Source organism: Lepagella muris (assembly GCF_004793975.1).
Lineage (GTDB): Bacteria > Bacteroidota > Bacteroidia > Bacteroidales > Muribaculaceae > Lepagella > Lepagella muris.
Map to the genome: position 1 here is coordinate 12,474 of NZ_SRYB01000005.1, position 15,217 is coordinate 27,690.

Below are 15,217 nucleotides of genomic sequence, written 5' to 3' on the forward strand. Positions count from 1 at the left end.
TTTTACAAATCAATTTCTATGTCGAAATGAATTTGTAAAATCTCATGGCATATAAGCATATCTAATTTAAGTGTGCTTTTCCTTAACGTTTCCTCCCTAATATCACATATAATATTACCGGAACCCCAACTACCGGCGTAAGCGCATTTATAGGAATTACTGTATTTTCAGGAATAGCACTCACGACATTACATCCCAAACACAACATTGAGCCACACAACATTGATGCAGGTATGAGAATCCAATGATTATCTGTCTTGAATATCATACGTGCAATATGGGGGACTGCCATACCGATAAACGCCAACGGACCGCAATATGCAGTTATAATTGCAGTCAATATGCCTGTGGCAAGAAGCAAGATATTACGTATTTTCCTCACATTAATTCCAAGATTGATTGCATAATTATCACCCAATAGAAGTATATTTAGGGGTTTTGCAAGAAAAAACGTACCAACCATACATAATAACACTAAAATAGAGAATATCGGAAGTTGTTTCATTGATACATCCCCGAATGACCCCATTCCCCACATTACATATCCCTGCACTCCTTGTGCAGTAGAAATTGAAGATAGGAGGGTTACTATTGAACTCGTGAGATAACCAATCAGGATTCCTATTATAAGCAACAGCAGATCACTCTTCACTATTGAAGAAAGCATTATCAAGATTCCCATAATAAGAAGACTCCCAATAAGAGCACCGACTACAGTGGCCGCATACCCGCCCCACGACATATACCCTACCGACAACGTTCCTCCCATAAAAAGCATGACCACTGCCACGCCGAGACTTGCGCCTGAACTGATTCCAAGTATTGATGGACCCGCAAGCGGATTGCGAAAGATGGTCTGCATCAAAAGTCCCGACACCGCAAGCCCTCCACCTGCAAACAATGCCGTGAAAGCCTGAGGAAGGCGGCTATCTACTATAATAAACCGAAGTGCATCATTCTGCATTCTACCGAATAATGCAGACATAACATCATTTGCCGAAATATGAACTGCTCCGAAAAAGAGATTAGAGACAAACAACAGTATTACCGATACTATGAGTATAATGAATCTTATCACTTCAAAGTTTTATTTTTTCAAAATAAGATTTTGATTTAGTCGGGAGAGTAAGCTCAGGATGGAAAAGGGTTATTAAGTTTCCGAGCAACCATTGTGGATGAAAGGCCACATCCTCAAATATTCTTGTCTTTGAAGAATCGCTTCCATAGACATTCCCATTTTTGAAAGCCTTAAATTTACCATACATCGCGCGATCTGACTGCAACGTGGCAAGAGTTAAAGGGGTGTATGCAAAACGGATTAACCAATAATCGGCATCCATCGCTTCATATAATACTTTTTCAGGACTCAATTGAAGACTACCTGATGTCTTTGCATAATCAAATGGATTTTTCCCCCCAGCATCCTCTATCATTTGTCCCATCGTACTATTCCCGGCAGGTACATTCCAAGTTTGCCCATATATCCTATCCATCAATATCTTAGGTCTACCCATTGTCTTTGAAGCGATTTCTTTAAGCGTGAGATACTGTCGCTCTGTCTCCTGAAATAATGAATCAGCAATCTCCTTTTTTCCATATAGTCGTCCATAAAATTTCATCCATTCAGCTCGTCCCAACGGTGAAGTTTCCATATAATCAGCACATTCCACTATCGGAATCCCTGCATGATCCAATTTTCCATGACTATGCATATTCTCAAACGGAGAAAGCAATATTGCTCCCGGACTTATCCTGATTATTTCTTCAACGTTTGGAGACATGCTGTCACCACAATCTTTAATGATGCCTTTCTCTATACGATTCCTCAATGTATCATCAAATATATACTCAGCATCACACACTCCGGATACCGCATCTGTCGCTCCCAGCTCATTTATCAAACCATTATGCACAGCCGAATATACCACTGACTTTTCAAGGGGCACGCGTATGACATCTTGAGGATTAATACCTTGAGGAATATCTATTCCTTTATCAAGAAGTACATAAGTACGCAATAATTTTGTAGTATCCCACGGATTTCTGATTCTTGCAACCGCATATCCGTCATACTCTTCAACTGTTAAATTTTCAGCATACCTCATCGCCAATTTCTTCCCAGAAGAAGAACTATTGTTGTTGCTTCCACATGATTGTGGAAACAACAACAATAAAATTATGCACAATGAAATTAATATGCCACTATTATGATTATGCATACCTATCATTCTAAATCAAAGAAAATACAAGTGTCTCCTACCCCGGAATCATATTTATTCTTATAGACTCCGTTGGAATCATATTCGCAGACATAGCCTGGCAAACTATAACTAATATCGCCATTATCAAGAGGATACGAGGAAATAAATATATTCCCCGTGATGGGATCAACGCCCAACCCAGAGGGTGCATCTATATTTTTAATATCCAAATTCGTCAACTCCTCACTATTGATATCATAACGCGAATAGGCTACCTCTCCTCCCCATGGGGCATCTATGATATAGATGAAATTATCCTTTATTGCTGCTTTTGTCGCATTAGCAATAAACTTACATTTATAGTCACTATCAACTTTATAAAGAGCATTGGGAATATCGACGTAGTTCCCTAAAGCAAGAATAAAAAGAGATGACCCATTAGTAAGGAATTGCTTTGGATTTAGAGGGACTTCAAATGTCTCCGATGTTCCCTCCGTACCGAAGGTTGCCAGCGGAATGATTGACGCTGTTTTTCCGTAATTTGGATGATTCATCCCATCAGAATTGGGTACAAAGATTTTATCATCGTAAATTGCGATAATCTCAGGATTAGGACCTACTTTTACCGTTTTGTCTATTGTTTGGGTCAACGTATCAAGACTGCATACATACCCATTATACATCGACACATACACCTTCCCATCCTTTGCCACCATAGAACGCGGAGACTGACCGACTTTATCAGAAAGGGAAATTTGAAGGAGTGATTTATAGGTCACTTTGTCTATGATTTCAATTGTATTTGACCCATATACGCCCAAATACAACTTTGAGCCATAAGCAATACCACATTGAGGGGTGTCACCCAGGCTACGCTTATTGTAGGTACGGAATAAATCTCGTGAAATCTTTGATACAGAATAATTGATGAAGTTAAGGGAACCCTCTATTTTTGACCCGTAATTCCCTTGATTCAAGATGTAGGCTCCATTTGAGGTTGTCGGCAAATCCGGTATCGGATTTTTATCATTCGGCTCATCGCTACATCCCGTCAACGATGCTGATATCATGGCAATCATGCCAAAATAAATAAAATTCTTTCTCATCTCTAAAATAACTTTTGTTAATATGAAATTAGATTGTAATGCATTACATTTCAAATTCAACACTTATTTTCCATGATCTTCCAGGCATTGGATATCGTGCAACTATCTCATACTGCCTGTTAAATACATTTAATAAATCTCCCTGGATACGAAATTTATTCTTGTTTTTCAACATGAATGTTCTTGAGACGGAAAATCCAAAATCACAATATCCATCAATTTTTGTTTCCGGAATATTAGAATTGGTCGTATATCGTGGGCTGCATCCTGTAAAGTGAATCACTCCATTCACCCATGAATTAAGCCAAGAGAGAGAAGCGGATCCAGAATTAAGCGGGATATAAGCTACCTGCTTCATCCATTCCGAACTTCCTGGATTTGTTCGCGGTTGTGCACGTTGATAAGAATAACTGCCCGTCAAAATCAACGATTGCTTGTCAGTAACAACATATTCCGAACTAATCGTAGCATCAAGCCCAAACACACGGACCTTGCCAAGATTTGTCATTCTCCAAACAAACATATTATACGGTACGGCCACAATCTTATTCTTAACATGATTGATGTAGCCGTCACACGTCAAGGTGATATTAGATAGGAATGTCGCATTTGATTCAAATGTCATCCCGAAATTAAATTGATCTGTAATCTCCGGATCAAGATTTATACTCCCATAATGATCAAAGTATGCCTCATTAAATGTTGGTACTCTGAAAATATTCTTATAAGAAGTTCTGATATACCAACCCACATCAGCTATTGGTTTTAGACTTAGCATTACCGATGGCGACAATCTGCGATTATCTTTACCGGCATCTCCATCCTTTGCTTTATTGATATACAAAGAATACAGTGCGCGCGCCATTACGGTCAGTCGCCACACTTTATATTTGGCTGCCAACGTCTGGAGTATGGAATTCCGATAAGGACGAATATCTGTCTTAAGATTGCTTGACAAGTTATTCCATGACCAATCCAGTGAATAATCCATTGAAAAACCGGAGAATGGCGTGAAGAGCAACGCTCCGGTAAAATAAGTTTCCCGCTGGATATAATAGTTATCAAGAATGCCACCTGGATATTTGCCATCTATGTCTGTATATCGGGAAGACGACCAATTGAATTTTGCAGTTGATGCCAATGAAAATTTTGAAGATAACCTTCCCTTATATTGAAACTGTCCGAAAAAATTTCTGTCTCTCAGATGTTCATTACTGCCATTCACATAATATATCACCTGACCTGGTAGATCCCTTGAATTGTCATAATAATAGACCTTTCCAACAATTCTTGAAGAATCCCCAAATCTATACATCCCGTTAAATTCCCCAAGCCATGAATTCATACGTGAGTTTTCACGCTTCTCATGGGTAATCAGATCTCCGTTTGTCAGGATAAATGGATAATCATTCTCAGAATGGATGTATTCGGCATTTGCAGAATATGAAAATCCCCTATCATTATCATTACCCTTACCCAACCTTATATATGGATTATAATAACCGAATGACCCGATCTTCATTTGAGACTTTAAGTGAAAATCGGCATCATCAGTAGAGGTAAACGATGATATATAAAGCGAAGATGCTGAGGCGGCTGCCTTTGCCGGCAAGAAAATATCGTCATTATCTCCTGAATACAACGACAACGATCTCACATTATCTATGGAATATCTGGAAAGATCTATCTGCCCACTCTGACAATCACTCAACGAGACCCCGTCATAGATGACTGCCGTATGCTCTGAACCCAAGCCTCTTACGGAGACGGTTTTCAATCCGCCGGCTCCTCCATAATCACGCAGATTCACTCCAGGGAGTCTTCGCATGGCTTCTGATATATCGGTGATGCCGGTCTGCCTGATAATTTCTGAATCCAGATTATACTGAGGTGTTGATGAACTGACCCTCTTTTTATTCTTCAATGATTTGACTTCAATATTCGGTAAATCTGAACTTACTGTATCAACAGACTTTCTGCCATCTGGAATATCAGAAGCAGATACCGATATATATGCATTCGTCCCGACTGAATGAGCCGGGACGATACTTAGCATGCTGATTAATGATGTCAGTATATGTTTTCTCATCCTCGAAGAAAAACAAATTATTATTAGCAATCTTAATGATTGATTTAAAAGAGGGTCGGACTATTACCGTAGCGAGACTGTCAGGAAATTTCAACCTGTTCCTCTATTTCGGTGTTGCAAAGTTATGTATTTTATTTTATTTAAGCAAAAATACCATGTAAAATGAAAAATCTTTTTTTTGCGTTAATCGCCCTTATTCTACTCTATCAGCAATCATTTAGATGTTTGTTCCTACATTTATTTTTCTATAGATTTAACAATTTATCTTTTTTGTAATCGTTATTTAGTCATCTCATATCAATGTTTACAACCATATTAAACAATATACTCCCATGACAGAAAACATCTATTCCCCTCTTGAAGACCGATATGAATCCGGCATGTCATATATGAGATGTGGCGAGAGTGGAATTTTACTACCTCGAGTTTCATTAGGATTATGGCACAACTTCGGGGCAGTCGACACTCTATCAAATTGCCGCAAAATACTTCACTATGCTTTTGATCATGGAATAACCTGCTTTGATCTTGCAAATAATTATGGCCCTCCTTACGGGTCTGCCGAGGAGACATTCGGGCAAATCATGAAGTCGTCATTTCGTCCATATCGCGATGAGATGATAATAACCACTAAGGCAGGCTATGATATGTGGAAAGGTCCCTATGGTATCGGTGGATCCAGGAAATATCTAATGGCATCCCTTGATCAAAGCCTTAAAAGAATGAACCTCGATTATGTTGATATCTTCTATAGTCATCGTTTTGACCCCGACACTCCTGTCAGAGAGACACTCCAGGCTCTTGTAGACATAGTGCGGAGCGGGAAAGCCCTTTATATAGGTATTTCAAAATGGCCATTTGAGGCGACCCAATATGCATTTACCTATCTTAATAATCATGACGTGCCATGCCTCATATATCAAGGAAGATATAATATGATCGACAGAACGGTCGAATCAGCGGGCACACTTACTCAAGCCAAGGAGAACGGAGTGGGATTCACTGCATTCTCTCCTTTGGAACAGGGTATGCTAACCGACAGATATATTAATGGTATACCTGAAGATTCACGAGCTGCTAAAAATAAATTTCTCAAGCAAGAGAAAATCACTCCAGAATGGATCAATAAACTGAATGCATTAAAAATAATAGCTGGGGAACGAGGTCAGACTCTTGCCCAAATGGCATTATCCTGGGTTTTAAAAGATGATCGGGTGACTTCCGTGATTGTTGGCAGCAGCTCAGTCAATCAACTCGCCGATTCTTTAAAATGCGTCGATAATGTTTCTTTTTCAAATGATGAACTTGAAGAGATCAACAGGATCATTTTTGGATAACAATAGGAAAGCTGTCAAATGATTCTATCAACTGCATGATTTTTAACGGAATCCCTTGAAGACACTTTTCCAATTTCCATTATTATTAAAATTTAATTGACATTTGTTGTTAATTTTATTGTTTATATAAAAAAATGTCATTAACTTTGCATTATTGATTACTTCAATTCATTTCAATTATTCATATCAATCATTAAAAATATGAGTTTGATTATTCCTCAAAACTATAAACTGAAATTGCTTCCCGAAACTACCGAGATTGCAATAAAGATGATTAAGAAAGATTTCCAAAAGAAACTTTCTGAAGCTCTTGGACTCAGAAGAGTCACCGCACCACTATTCGTGCTTTCGGGTACCGGATTAAATGATGACCTTAACGGTGTGGAACGTGCTGTATCTTTCCCGGTAAAGGCACTTAATGAACGCAAAGCAGAAGTTGTGCATTCTCTTGCCAAATGGAAAAGAGCTAAATTAGGCGCATACGATATTGCTCCGGGATATGGTATTTATACCGATATGAATGCAATTCGTGCGGATGAGGAACTTGATAATCTACATTCTCTTTATGTGGATCAATGGGATTGGGAAAAGACTATTCGGGAAGAAGATCGCAATCTTGAATATCTAAAAGATACCGTCAGGAAGATTTACCAGGCTATGAGAGAAACAGAAAAAAAGGTTTTCGAGAGATTTCCTCATATAACTCCCAGATTGCCTGAACAGATCACATTCATTCATAGTGAAGATCTTCGACAGATGTATCCTGATTTAACTCCAACTCAACGGGAATCTGAAATTACAAAAAAATATGGTGCCGTTTTTCTTATTGGTATAGGAGCACCGCTCGGTGACGGGAAACCTCATGATGGACGAGCTCCGGATTATGATGATTGGATCTCCGACAATGGTGAGGGATACAAAGGACTTAACGGTGACATCCTCGTATGGGATTCTGTCCTCGGACGCTCTTTTGAACTATCTTCAATGGGAATAAGGGTCAGTCCTGAATCTCTTATGACTCAGTTGCAACTTAGAGGTTGTCCCGAACGATCAGAATTAAACTTCCACAAACGTCTTCTCAACCATCAGCTTCCATTTTCCATTGGCGGAGGCATCGGACAGAGCCGGCTCTGTATGTTCCTTTTACAAAAGGCGCATATCGGAGAGGTACAAGCCTCTATTTGGCCGGACGAACAGATTGAAACTTGTAAGAAAGCCGGAATTATCCTCATGTAAATGTGAGTATATTTTGGTAAATAATTGATTTTTGACTTTCCATTTACAACACCCAATCAATATTTTTAGAATATTTAATAATTATTCATTTGCAGTCAGACTGACATGATATCATGTCAGTCTGACATTAATTTTAAACACACATTCCACTAAATAATCAAATTTTCGCTTCATTTGTATATTTTGTAGAAATAATAGGCGAACTATTTGCAATTTTCAAAAAACTTGCATAAATTTGCCAAAATTTTCCATTATAACACAGATTGGCACGATTCTTATCATACATTTCTCGTGCCTAATTCTACAGGTATATTAATTATGGTAAATCAGCTAAGAAGTTATGCCAGCACTTTTGGAAGAAGAATGGCAGGGGCAAGAGCCTTATGGAGAGCAAATGGAATGAAAGAGGAGCAAATGGGAAAACCGATAATTGCGGTTGTAAATTCATTTACCCAATTTGTCCCGGGACACACACATCTGCATGAAATCGGTCAGATTGTAAAACACGAAATCGAGAAACTTGGTTGTTTCGCTGCTGAATTTAATACAATCGCAATCGATGATGGTATTGCTATGGGGCACGACGGTATGCTTTATTCCCTTCCTTCTCGCGATCTGATCGCTGACTCTGTGGAATATATGGTCAATGCTCACAAGGCGGATGCCATGGTATGTATCAGCAATTGTGACAAGGTTACTCCCGGAATGCTCATGGCGGCTATGAGACTGAATATCCCCACGATATTCGTATCTGGCGGTCCTATGGAAGCGGGGGACTTAAATGGAAGGAAACTTGACCTAATTGATATTATGATTGATTCTGCAGACTCTTCTATTTCCGACAAAGAGGTGGAATATCTTGAAAAAGAGGGATGTCCTACTTGTGGATCATGTTCCGGCATGTTCACTGCCAATTCAATGAATTCGCTTAATGAAGCAATTGGATTAGCTCTGCCTGGGAACGGTACTATTCTTGCGACACACAAAAATAGAATCAATCTTTTCAAAAAAGCTGCAAAGCAGATTGTAGAAAATACCTATGCATATTATAGGGACGGTGACAACAGCGTACTTCCTCGCTCCATCGCTACTCGAAATGCTATGCTCAATGCAATGACGCTTGATATTGCTATGGGAGGTAGCACTAATACCGTCCTGCACCTTCTTGCGGTAGCAAACGAGGCGGGGGCTGATTTCAAAATGGAGGATATTGACATGCTGTCTCGTAAGTCTCCGGTATTATGTAAAGTCGCACCAAATACCAACAAATATCATATAGAAGACGTAAACCGTGCAGGTGGAATACTTTCTATCATGAAACAATTGGCTGATAAAGATCTTATCGACACTTCGGTCAAACGTGTTGATGGACTTACTCTTGGCGAGGCAATTGAAAAGTATGCAATTGAAGGTAAAGACTATTCTGAGGAAGCTGATTTATTATGGCATTCCGCTCCGGGACATATTCATACAACCGTAATGGGAAGCCAAGACTCCCAATTTAAACAACTTGACAGCGACAGAACCAACGGATGTATTCGCGACTTTGATCATGCCTACGTAAAAGATGGCGGACTCGCTGTCTTAAAAGGCAATATTGCAAAAGATGGTTGTGTGGTAAAGACAGCCGGTGTCGATGAAAGCATTTTCAAATTTTCTGGTCCTGCCAAAGTTTTCCATAGCCAGGAAGAAGCCGTGGAAGGAATCCTCAATGACAAAGTCAAGAGCGGTGACGTCGTGGTGATTACGTTCGAGGGACCTAAAGGGGGTCCGGGAATGCAGGAAATGCTATATCCCACAAGCTATATAAAAAGCAAGCATCTCGGAAAAGAATGTGCATTAATTACCGACGGTCGTTTCTCTGGAGGCACATCCGGTCTTTCAATAGGGCATATATCTCCGGAGGCTGCTGCCGGTGGAGATATTGCCCTTGTAAGAGATGGCGACATAATTGAAATTGATATCCCAAACCGGACAATAAATGTAAGGCTATCCGATGAAGAGCTTAACATCAGGCGTAAGGAAGAGGAAGCTCATGGAAAGGATGCTTTCTGTCCGAGAGGACGCGACCGATATATAAGTCGCGCATTAAAAGCCTACGCATCAGCTGTGACTTCCGCTGACAAAGGTGGGGTTCGTTCCAATATTGAATAAAATAATCCACACGTTTATGAGTGAAAAATTTACAGGTGCCGAGATTCTGATAAAAGCCTTGATCGACCAAGGTGTTGATCAGGTATTCGGTTATCCGGGAGGGCAAATAATGCCGGTATACGACCGTCTATATGACTATAGCGACAAAGTACGCCATTATCTCGCGCGCCATGAGCAAGGTGCCATACATGCTGCCGAAGGGTTTGCTCGGGCTACCGGTAAAACCGGAGTCGTATTTGCAACGTCTGGTCCCGGAGCGATGAATCTGATTACAGGACTTAACGATGCACTGATGGATAGTACGCCAATTGTTGCTATTACAGGACAGGTGCCCTCATCTTTACTTGGTAGAGATGCTTTTCAGGAAAGCGATGTAGTCAGCGTGACTCTTCCGGTTACAAAATGGGCTATATTAGTCAGGCGCCCGGAGGATATTGCGCCTGCCATAGCTCGTGCATTCTATATCGCTAATTCCGGACGTCCGGGACCTGTCGTCATTGATATTGCAAAAGATGCCCAGACAAATAAAGCTGAGTATCATTTAGACACGTGTAATTTCATTAGAAGTTATAATCCAGATCCGGAGCCGACAGACGACTTATTGAAAAAAGCCGCCGAAATAATAAATTCGGCTGAAAAACCTTTGATTATCTCCGGACATGGAGTGACTATAGCTAAAGCTGAAGCCGAATTAGTTAAATTCGCAGAAAAAGCAGGGATTCCTGTGGGATGCACAATGCTCGGTCTTTCTACCATCCCTACCGATCATCCTCTTAATATGGGAATGCTCGGCATGCACGGAAATCTTGCGCCAAACATAAATACCAATAAAGCCGATGTAATCATTGCAATAGGCATGCGTTTTGATGATCGTGTCACCGGTGATACTGCAAAATATGCACCTGATGCAAAAATAATACATATTGATATTGATGCCAGTGAGTTTGACAAAACAGTCAAAAGCTATTTACATCTCCATGGAGATGCCCGCTCTGTGATGCAAAGGCTTCTCCCGTTGATTAATACCTCTACTCCAAATAAATATTGGATCGAATCTTTCAGCCGCCATAAAAAAGTGGAGGAAGAGCGTGTCATCGATAGAGAAATAAATGCATCTACTCCTGATGGGAAAATGCTAATGGGAGAAGTGGTATCCATTGTCAGTAAGATTTTTGACGACAATGCAATACTTGTGACTGATGTCGGACAGAACCAGATGTTCGGTGTCCGCTATTTCGGATTCAAATCTCCGAGAAGCGTCATATCTTCCGGTGGGCTTGGCACTATGGGATTCGGTCTTCCGGCGGCTATAGGAGCTAAGATTGGAAAACCTGACCGTGACGTCGTACTGTTTGTCGGAGATGGAGGACTACAGATGACCATCCAGGAACTTGGCATGATCATGGAATATAACGTCGGAGTGAAGATTGTGTTGCTCAATAACAACTTCCTTGGCAATGTGCGCCAATGGCAGCATCTTTTCTTCAACAGTAGATACAGTGCCACCCCTATGGTCAACCCTGATTTTAAGACCATAGCAGAAGCATACGGTATAAAAGCAGAAGATGTGGCTCATAGAGACAACCTTGCAGATGCAGTATGCCGGATGAGAGAACATAATGGCGCATATCTGCTCAATGTCAATATTGACGAGACTGATATGGTCTTTCCTATGACTCCCGGCGGACATGGTGTCGATGAGATACTCCTTAATCCGACAGAATATTACAAACCCGTATAAGCTCACGACAGATATGGAAAAACAACTTTTCACAATAACAGTCTTTACAGAAAACCAAGTCAGCCTGCTTCATCAGATCTCTATGGTTTTCAGCAGAAGATGTCTCAATATAGAGAGTCTGACAGTGAGTGCTTGTTCAATTCCAGGTGTTCATAAGTTTACAATCACTTGCAAGAGCGAACGTGAGATGATGGAACATGTGGTGAAACAGATTGAAAAAAGAATTGACGTATTACGAGCTTTCCTACATACTGACGACGAAATCGTTTTCCAAGAAGTCGCCTTGTATAAAGTCCCGACAGCTTCAGTTCTCGCAACGGATGAGATCGAGCATATCATACGCACCCATGGTGCCCGGGTATTGGAGATTCAACCGGAATACACTATTTTTGAGAAGACCGGACATACGGATGAAGTAAAAGCTTTATTCGACAAACTAAAACATCTCGGTCTGCGTCAGTTTGTTCGTTCCGGAAGAGTGGCAGTCACCAAAGCTCCTATGGAATATGTCGATGAATTCCTGCAGAATCAGGAAAACCGTAGACAGCAACTTGAAAATAAATAAATTTCATTCAAATCTAAATAATCAACAAAGTTTATGGCTAAGCTTAAATTTGGCAACGTTGAAGAGACCGTTGTCACTCGCGAAGAATTTCCTCTTGAAAAAGCTCGCGAAATACTCAAAGATGAAACAATTGCCGTGATCGGATATGGCGTGCAAGGTCCCGGTCAGAGTTTGAATCTGCGCGACAATGGATTCAACGTGATTGTAGGTCAGCGTGCAGGCAAGACATACGATAAGGCTGTGGCTGACGGTTGGGTTCCCGGAGAAACTCTATTCTCAATTGAAGAAGCATGTGCAAAAGGCACTATCATTATGTGTCTTCTTTCTGATGCCGCAGTTATTTCCGTATGGCCTACTATCAAAAAGCACCTTACTCCCGGTAAGGCTCTCTATTTCTCCCATGGATTTGCAATCGCATGGCCTGATCGTACAGGCGTAGTGCCTCCCGCTGATGTCGATGTGATTCTCGTTGCTCCTAAAGGATCTGGTACATCCTTGCGTACAATGTTCCTTGAAGGACGTGGTCTGAACTCAAGCTACGCTATTGAACAGGACTATACAGGACGGGCTCTTGATCGCACTCTTGCTCTCGCCATCGGTATCGGCTCGGGATATATCTTTGAGACTACATTCAAGCGCGAGGCATATAGTGACCTTACTGGCGAGCGTGGTTCCCTGATGGGTGCCATACAAGGTCTTCTCCTTGCACAGTATGAAGTACTCCGCGAGAATGGACACACCCCTTCCGAGGCATTCAACGAGACTGTTGAAGAGCTGACTCAGTCCCTCATGCCTCTTTTCGCAGCAAAAGGTATGGATTGGATGTATGCAAACTGCTCTACTACTGCTCAGCGTGGAGCTCTTGATTGGATGGGTCCCTTCCATGATGCCATCAAACCCGTCGTAGAGAAACTATACGCAAGTGTGGCTTGTGGACAGGAAGCACAGAATTCAATCGACTCCAACTCTAAACCGGGCTATCGCGAAGGTCTTGAGGAAGAACTGAAAGCTCTACGCGAAAGCGAGATGTGGCAAGCTGGTGCTACCGTTCGCGGTCTGCGTCCTGAGAACAACTGATAAAGTTCCCATGATAATAAAAAAGCGAAGTCGGGATTCCTCTCGACTTCGCTTTTTTATTGCTGAATAAATCGATATTTCTGTTTATTCACTCTGAATCGTATCCATATCTGCTACTTTCGTATAGCGCAGATCAATAGTCGGTTTCACTTCCATAAACTGAGGCATACACTGACCTGTCGGTGCTCCTACAAATGTAGGGTCAGATATGTAAAATTTCTTATCCCCTTCAGTATAGTGTGCATCTCCACCCCATACATTGTCAGCCCTTATTGCTGTTGCTTCATGATATGGGTAAGCAATCAGATCTGTCTCAATGCCAAAGGCATTCCAAACCAGATAACTGTAGAATACAGCCCTATCCTCACAGTCGCTCTTAGGATAATAAAGAATCTCCTCAAAGAAATATGGCTTCTCAAAACCATGGAAATTATCGTCCGTAGCGTACGGGAAACCAAACTGTATCATCGCAAGAAGCTTATCTGCAGCCTGCAGCGGGTCCATATCTCCAAGCTGTCTCTTTATCTGACGCACAACATCTTCCCTTACTTCCGGAGAGATCATGGAGGCGGCAAAACCTCCAGTTGCCATCTGAGGATAACGGTAAAGCATTGGAATGACATTTTCGTTCATATCCCCCTCTATCTTCAGATTACCATACTTGAAGAAATAATGATACGGCTTGAAAGGTAGAGTCAACCCATCCATACGCAAGTTAAGACTCTTCCCGAGATCAGCATTATTAGGCAGTTGAGGGGTCCTGAGTCCTATGCTCTTAACCTGTTCCTTACCCGGCATGGAGAATACATAGTAATTCTTTGCCATTTTAAAATATGCGCGTCCATAGACTTGCTCATCAAACGGAAGCAACATAAAAGGTGTGCCCTCCTTATCCATGGCTATACGCACACCGAATCCCATATTGGCAAGCAAATAATGGGCTGCCGACATCTTCGACGCATCATTTGCCTGTGGGAATTTTTGGTCAAGCCATGCCATCATCATCTCAAACAGAAGATAATCGCTTAGCCCTGACACCTTCTGAAGATTCGCAAGCGCAGGTGCCACCTCCGAGGCAACATCTGCATCGCTTAGTTCTGTCCATTGGTTCGCATAGTCCACTGTCTGCGATATGCTGTCCCTTATCGAAAAATCAAAACGGGGCAGAGCAAACTTCATACCATAGAAATTAAATATCTCCCCGTCATAATCCTCTACAAGACCCTCACATGTCATGATATCTCCCCTTGATACTTTTTCCACATTCCCATCAGTTTTCACACTATCCGCCGGCGTAGAAGCCTTGTAAAGAGCCACTGCATTGCGAAGCCATTCAAGCGATTCTGGGGTCTTGCGTCTATCCTCCGGATTAAGACCCGCCTTAAAATCAGGATTTGAGAACCCAAGCGAAAACAACATTTCCTTCTGTTGGTCAGTTGCCTCTTCCGCCACTATCTCAACCGCACTCGGCATACTCTCCGGCTTAGGCTGGGTATAACGCATGTCTGCCTCAAGGCTCTCATACTCATGCCATTCTCCGGCAAGGAAATCATTATAATGCTCCAATATCCTCGACTTGAAACTATTGAAATTGTCAAGCAAACCGCGGCGGAACTCCTCGAAACCTTTCGGTGGATCAGCATGACAAGAGGTCACGGCTGCAATAGCCATGACCCCCGTCATTATCATTCTAAATCTCATACCTTCTAAA

Annotated in this window: 11 protein-coding genes and 1 riboswitch; of the genes, 6 read left to right on the plus strand and 5 right to left on the minus strand. The window is 41.4% G+C overall.

All coding sequences use genetic code 11. The annotated features are described in order from the left end of the window. Positions 1-82: 82 nt before the first annotated feature. From E5331_RS04770 to E5331_RS04785, 4 genes are read right to left on the minus strand one after another with little or no spacing between them, the layout of a single operon-like run. Complete coding sequence (locus E5331_RS04770) at positions 83-1,078, minus strand: iron ABC transporter permease (protein ID WP_123481857.1); 996 nt, start codon at positions 1,076-1,078, stop codon at positions 83-85. 1 nt (position 1,079) lies between these two features. Then, positions 1,080-2,219, minus strand: coding sequence for an ABC transporter substrate-binding protein (locus tag E5331_RS04775; protein WP_168355139.1), 1,140 nt, complete (start codon positions 2,217-2,219; stop codon positions 1,080-1,082). Between the two features lie 5 nt (positions 2,220-2,224). Continuing rightward, positions 2,225-3,307 (minus strand): YncE family protein, encoded by a 1,083-nt coding sequence (locus E5331_RS04780; protein WP_123481855.1) that lies wholly within the window; start codon positions 3,305-3,307, stop codon positions 2,225-2,227. A gap of 43 nt (positions 3,308-3,350) precedes the next feature. Further along, the gene (locus E5331_RS04785) at positions 3,351-5,396 is read right to left on the minus strand and encodes a TonB-dependent receptor plug domain-containing protein (protein ID WP_123481854.1); all 2,046 of its coding nucleotides are present in this window, start codon (positions 5,394-5,396) and stop codon (positions 3,351-3,353) included. Between the two features lie 43 nt (positions 5,397-5,439). Next, positions 5,440-5,517, minus strand: a riboswitch (adenosylcobalamin-variant (AdoCbl-variant) riboswitch). 211 nt (positions 5,518-5,728) lie between these two features. On the opposite strand from E5331_RS04785, the gene E5331_RS04790 reads away from it, so the two are divergent. The 6 genes from E5331_RS04790 (at position 5,729) to ilvC (ending at position 13,506) form a co-directional block, all read left to right on the plus strand. Beyond that, positions 5,729-6,733, plus strand: a complete 1,005-nt coding sequence (locus tag E5331_RS04790) for an aldo/keto reductase (protein WP_123481853.1) — start codon at positions 5,729-5,731, stop codon at positions 6,731-6,733. Positions 6,734-6,934: 201 nt separating this feature from the next. Further along, on the plus strand, positions 6,935-7,969 hold the full coding sequence (gene asnA, locus E5331_RS04795) for an aspartate--ammonia ligase (RefSeq protein WP_123481852.1): 1,035 nt from the start codon (positions 6,935-6,937) through the stop codon (positions 7,967-7,969). Between the two features lie 318 nt (positions 7,970-8,287). Continuing rightward, positions 8,288-10,123, plus strand: coding sequence for a dihydroxy-acid dehydratase (ilvD, locus tag E5331_RS04800; protein ID WP_123481851.1), 1,836 nt, complete (start codon positions 8,288-8,290; stop codon positions 10,121-10,123). 16 nt (positions 10,124-10,139) lie between these two features. Further along, entirely contained in the window at positions 10,140-11,864 is a 1,725-nt protein-coding gene (gene ilvB, locus E5331_RS04805; RefSeq protein WP_123481850.1) for a biosynthetic-type acetolactate synthase large subunit, read from the plus strand. 13 nt (positions 11,865-11,877) lie between these two features. Then, positions 11,878-12,429, plus strand: coding sequence for an acetolactate synthase small subunit (gene ilvN, locus E5331_RS04810; protein WP_123481849.1), 552 nt, complete (start codon positions 11,878-11,880; stop codon positions 12,427-12,429). 33 nt (positions 12,430-12,462) lie between these two features. After that, positions 12,463-13,506: a ketol-acid reductoisomerase gene (gene ilvC, locus E5331_RS04815; RefSeq protein ID WP_123481848.1), complete on the plus strand. Its 1,044-nt coding sequence runs from the start codon at positions 12,463-12,465 to the stop codon at positions 13,504-13,506. 84 nt (positions 13,507-13,590) lie between these two features. Here ilvC and E5331_RS04820 read toward each other — a convergent pair whose 3' ends face one another. Continuing rightward, positions 13,591-15,207 carry a hypothetical protein gene (locus E5331_RS04820; protein ID WP_135985664.1) on the minus strand — a complete coding sequence of 539 codons (1,617 nt, stop codon included), beginning with the start codon at positions 15,205-15,207 and terminating at the stop codon, positions 13,591-13,593. Positions 15,208-15,217 lie beyond the last annotated feature (10 nt).

What these genes read in the sequence shown, in the direction of transcription:
- E5331_RS04775 (WP_168355139.1), bottom strand. Translation starts at nt 2,219, where the DNA reads ATGCATAATCATAATAGTGGCATATTAATTTCATTGTGCATAATTTTA.
- E5331_RS04780 (WP_123481855.1), bottom strand. Translation starts at nt 3,307, where the DNA reads ATGAGAAAGAATTTTATTTATTTTGGCATGATTGCCATGATATCAGCA.
- E5331_RS04785 (WP_123481854.1), bottom strand. Translation starts at nt 5,396, where the DNA reads ATGAGAAAACATATACTGACATCATTAATCAGCATGCTAAGTATCGTC.
- E5331_RS04790 (WP_123481853.1), top strand. Translation starts at nt 5,729, where the DNA reads ATGACAGAAAACATCTATTCCCCTCTTGAAGACCGATATGAATCCGGC.
- asnA (WP_123481852.1), top strand. Translation starts at nt 6,935, where the DNA reads ATGAGTTTGATTATTCCTCAAAACTATAAACTGAAATTGCTTCCCGAA.
- ilvD (WP_123481851.1), top strand. Translation starts at nt 8,288, where the DNA reads ATGGTAAATCAGCTAAGAAGTTATGCCAGCACTTTTGGAAGAAGAATG.
- ilvB (WP_123481850.1), top strand. Translation starts at nt 10,140, where the DNA reads ATGAGTGAAAAATTTACAGGTGCCGAGATTCTGATAAAAGCCTTGATC.
- ilvN (WP_123481849.1), top strand. Translation starts at nt 11,878, where the DNA reads ATGGAAAAACAACTTTTCACAATAACAGTCTTTACAGAAAACCAAGTC.
- ilvC (WP_123481848.1), top strand. Translation starts at nt 12,463, where the DNA reads ATGGCTAAGCTTAAATTTGGCAACGTTGAAGAGACCGTTGTCACTCGC.
- E5331_RS04820 (WP_135985664.1), bottom strand. Translation starts at nt 15,207, where the DNA reads ATGAGATTTAGAATGATAATGACGGGGGTCATGGCTATTGCAGCCGTG.